At 33.7% G+C, this 4,408-nt stretch carries 5 protein-coding genes; 1 reads left to right on the top strand and 4 read right to left on the bottom strand.

Annotated elements, in window-relative coordinates:
* Positions 1-272 precede the first annotated feature (272 nt).
* From QY97_RS19715 to QY97_RS18515, 3 genes are read right to left on the bottom strand one after another with little or no spacing between them, the layout of a single operon-like run.
* A complete protein-coding gene (locus QY97_RS19715; RefSeq protein ID WP_052729018.1) occupies positions 273-920 on the bottom strand; it encodes a YobA family protein in 648 nt (215 codons plus the stop codon).
* Positions 921-960: 40 nt separating this feature from the next.
* On the bottom strand, positions 961-1,509 hold the full coding sequence (locus tag QY97_RS18510) for a S1 family peptidase (protein ID WP_039230144.1): 549 nt from the start codon (positions 1,507-1,509) through the stop codon (positions 961-963).
* 19 nt (positions 1,510-1,528) lie between these two features.
* Positions 1,529-2,257, bottom strand: a complete 729-nt coding sequence (locus QY97_RS18515) for a hypothetical protein (protein WP_039230145.1) — start codon at positions 2,255-2,257, stop codon at positions 1,529-1,531.
* A 295-nt stretch (positions 2,258-2,552) separates the two neighbouring features.
* Here QY97_RS18515 and QY97_RS20340 point away from each other — a divergent pair, with 295 nt between their 5' ends.
* A complete protein-coding gene (locus tag QY97_RS20340) occupies positions 2,553-3,404 on the top strand; it encodes an RNA-binding domain-containing protein (RefSeq protein WP_269764115.1) in 852 nt (283 codons plus the stop codon).
* 213 nt (positions 3,405-3,617) lie between these two features.
* Here the strand turns inward: QY97_RS20340 and QY97_RS18525 are convergent, their stop codons facing one another.
* Positions 3,618-3,824 (bottom strand): hypothetical protein, encoded by a 207-nt coding sequence (locus QY97_RS18525; protein WP_039230149.1) that lies wholly within the window; start codon positions 3,822-3,824, stop codon positions 3,618-3,620.
* Positions 3,825-4,408: the final 584 nt, after the last annotated feature.

The following is a 4,408-nucleotide window of genomic DNA, read 5'->3' on the forward strand; positions in this document are numbered from 1 at the left end:
TAAAGAGTCATTATTACAAAACTAGTATTAAAGTTGGCAAGTGGTTACATTTTTAACTGCCGTTACATACATTTTTTACTTGCCAAATACAATTCAAAAAAGGAGGAGGTCGATAAGAGCAGCAAATAATATAATTCTTTTTTATGTGATTCTTCCCAAAAAAGGGCTTGCATAAAAATAGCCCTGGATTTGTGCTCAAGTCTCATTTTGTCAATAAACTAAGACCGTAACAAATTTGTTACGGTCTAGAAGCTTTTCTTAAAATGTTAACTTCATTCTTCTACAATTTTTATTTTGGTAGCATGTGCATACATGGGAGCTGAAAGCCCAAATGTATCGAAATTCACGATGACCTTTTGACCCACTTGAAGAGAGGAAACCATCTCTTTATCAATATCTTTTGCGTCAACCATATACCCTTCCCCGTGATACTTTTCACTCATCACAAGAGCAAACACCTCTTCCTCACTCTTGCCTATTAATTCTTCTTTTTTTATTTCAGGAATCACCCATATTCTATCCTTATCCTTATTGACAATATACCCTTCGACAGGAGGGTTTTCTAATGACTTATAACCAATTACCTTGTTGGTCTTTGGGTCAATTAATATGGAAGGGGTACTTTCAAAAGAAACAAATAATACTTCCTTGCCTTCATAATTATCTTTATAAGCTTGACCCAGGAATTTATGATCATCATCAGCAGCAATCGTTTTCGTTACTTTTGCACGCTGCCACTCTTCTTTAACCTCATCATTCCAACCCATTTCTTTAACAAAATCCCAAGCAATTTCTCTTATATGCTCATCACTCTCTTTATTTGTAGCATTCACATCATTTGTAGTTTGGCTATCTGATGAACAAGCTGCGAGAAAAACCAGAGGAATGGATAGAATAAAAACAAGAAGTTTTATTTTCACTTGGTTAACTCCTTTGTATTAAAAAATTTTTTCCAATTAATTAAAGCTTTGTAGCACTATCCTTTGTATAATAGTTTATATTATACTTTTCTAACATTTCAACTAATGGTGTGAAATAAACAGTTGTCTCATATTTATTACCTGTTGTACCAGCTGAAAGTATTCCTACAGTTCTATAAGTTCCATTACTGTAATAAGTAAGTGGAGATCCACTGTCCCCTTTAGCTGCAAAAGTAGGATTATTTGAATGTACTTTAATGCCAATTAATTCGGTCTTTGGATGTACTGCTCTAACATGTAGGACTTCTCCACAAGTATATCCTGTTGTAATACCACTTTTACATACTGGCATGCCAGTATAAGGTTTAGCAGTACGAGAGAGTTTTACATCGTACCCATTTGAATTACTTCCATCAATGTAATAACCGTCCGTAGCATATCTTCCACCGGTTAAATTATTGGGTCTATCAATCCTTACCAAACCAAAATCGAATCCGCTAGGTCTTGAATCTAAATGTGTAGTACCTACATATACATGCCATTGCCTTACTGGTTCATTTCCGCCAGTAATACAATGACCCGCTGTCACAATAAAATGTTGGCTTGTATTATAAGCAACCCCTGCTGATGTACATAGAGTGGTTCCAGTATTGTTTAGTACCCCAATACCAGCACCAAGTTGATTTCCAATTATCTTTTCTAGCTTTTAGTGGCTCGTGTTTATCTACAAAGCTTGGATCAACTTTAACATGCAATTTATCACCATATGTATCTTCTAAAGATCTTTTCAGGTCATCACTAATTGAATCTGTCACTAACTCAAGTCTATTATTTATAGTGTCTAAATTTAAGTTTGTGTTTTGAGTAAACAGTTCTGGATTATGTACTTTAAAAAAATGGTCCTGAACTTCGATTAGTTCTTCATTTGAATATTTAACTTCTTCAATAATAATATCGTTTGTTACTGCATTCGTGATAGTTCTAGCCTTGGAATGATTTTTAAGATTGTTAAATTTTTCTTTTTTAGATGTATCTTTGATATCTTTCTTTATTTGAAGCACAAATTGATCTTTTGATGAATCATAATAAAAATCGCCCTCTTCACGAAGTGTTTCTTCATTAAGGTTTTGTTCTTCCAGCATGGCATCTAGAGTTGCTTTTTTCTTGTCAACCTTCTCTGCTTTTAACTTTTCTCCCTCAATTAACTTATTGTTTTCGATTTTCACTTGTAATTCTTTAAAATCCTCAATCTTTTCTGTTGCTTCTGTTTTGTCTGCTAAAGAAAACATAGACAATGCAAGCAACACTGAAGTAAAAATAACCTGCGGCTTTCTCACTAAGCATACCTCTCCTTTAGAAAATGCTTACATTACCATTCTAATGGTACAATTATGTAATATCAATGAAAAATGGATATTTTTCCATAGGTAATCCGCCCAATGGTTAAATGAAAATTGGTAATGTAGCTTTTTACCGGATATCATCAATTGGATAATCCGAATATCTGCAATTCCCGTTTTTAGGTATGTTCGACTTGAAAGCAGCTATCTCATGTGTCTAAAAGGTAACATATTTATATTATCGAGAATAAAGTAAGACAGCGCTCAGGTTAGGAGTGTCGTCTTTTTACCGATTGTACAAAATGACATAGGTAATCGATTTTCAACTACAGTGATAGTAGCATCAATTACTAATAAAATAACCGAACCCAAGCTACCAACGCATATAAAGCTTTCTCAGAAAAAATACGGTATGGAGTCAGATTATATAGTCTTGTTAGAACAGATAAGAACCATAAGTAAAACAAGATTAATAAAAAAGATAGGGTCCATTAATGAATTGGAATTAGAACAGCTTGATGAAGCTTGGTGCTTTACTGGGGGAGTAGGGTATTCACATGAAAATAGATTTGAGGTTCAAACGAAGGACTATTTTGAGTTCTTTTTAGACGAAGAAGTAATGTTTTTAGAGGAAAGTAGAGACTGTGAATTTAAATCGCCATTAGATTTTTCAAGCGTTAATGAAATCAGGGTATTAATCGACAATAAAATAATGGAGTATGTCGTTAGTTTTTTGAATAGTAACGGCGGCAGTATTTTCTTTGGAATATCTGACAAGAAAATAGTAAAGGGACTTGAACTATCTTATAAAGATAGGGATGAGATAGCGCTTAGTATTAATTCTAAAATCAGAGACAGATTAGAACCTAAAATAAGCGTTGAGTACCACAAAATAAGATGGCATTCAGTAAAAGACAAAGATAAAAACGATATTGACAACCTTTTTATATTAGAAGTGGAAATAAAAAAACCATTTGATCCTTTAGCGATTTATTTTGATAGAGGAAAAACTTTGTACATTAAAACTGATACTGGAAGACAAAAATACACTAAACCTGCCGATATGGTTAGTATTATTATGAAAAGAGCGATGGAAAATGGAGTGTTTATCAATCATTCATTAAAAAATAAAAAGGACAACTAATCATATGATTAAGGATTCCCAAAAAGCAAAAACCCTACCAGTGATAGGGTTAAATCTTTTTCTTCATTCTGCATTCCCGGCACTCTCTGATAAATACGCCATCATTAAATGGAGCTTTTAAACTGAGCATTGTGCAGTTGTCGCAACGGAAGATTTGATGTAAAAGTGATGCGGAAAACCTTGGCAATACACAACAACAAAAGGCACAAGGGGCTATTTCTCTTGTGTCTTTTGTTTGTTATTAAGAGTTAAATATGGATATTTTTCATGAAAAAATGCAATTGGTGCTTTTCCACGTTCGATCCAGTATCCTTTATCTTTCAATTCATCGTTCATGGTTTTAATTCTTATTTGGGCTGTACGGATGCTGCCTAAACCAAGAATAGACTGAACGTCTTTTGAATCATAAAAGAGCTTCATTTGGATTCACTACTTTCTATCAAGATGAATAACACCTTTTCACATTATTTGATCTGCTTTATTTGGGAATAAAACGTTGAGTTAATCGGCAGCACGCAAAGAATTAGAAAAGAAGATTGAGACATATAATAATGAGGGATTACCCGTAAAACAGTTTCTAATTCGCTTAAAATGCGATTCCCAAGCATTGATTAATATAAAAATGAAAAGGAACTGATACACATTTAAGCTTGTTCATGTTTTGTTCATGTTGAGACTAAGAATTAGACACTTTTAATAATAGCCAGCTTACAAAAACGTTGATATGACAGGCTTTTTAATACCTATTCCCTTCTATTGTATATACACCTTTATGGGCGGCATGATGTAAGGCTTTTTAGCTAAACATCTTGCAGGATAGTTCAGCTATTTTCCGAGCAGCTCTCTGAAGCAGCGATATAAATAATTTATACCAATAACAAAAACCACTTCCTAGTAACCTTAGGAAGTGGTTTCAGACTGTAGACAAACTCGATGGAAATCGAGCGTCTACAGTCTTTTTATTTTGCCCGTAAACGGGGTTGTTGATTTCCATTCCAGACGCT

The sequence above is a fragment of the Bacillus thermotolerans genome, assembly GCF_000812025.2.
In the GTDB taxonomy this organism is placed as follows: domain Bacteria; phylum Bacillota; class Bacilli; order Bacillales; family Domibacillaceae; genus Quasibacillus; species Quasibacillus thermotolerans.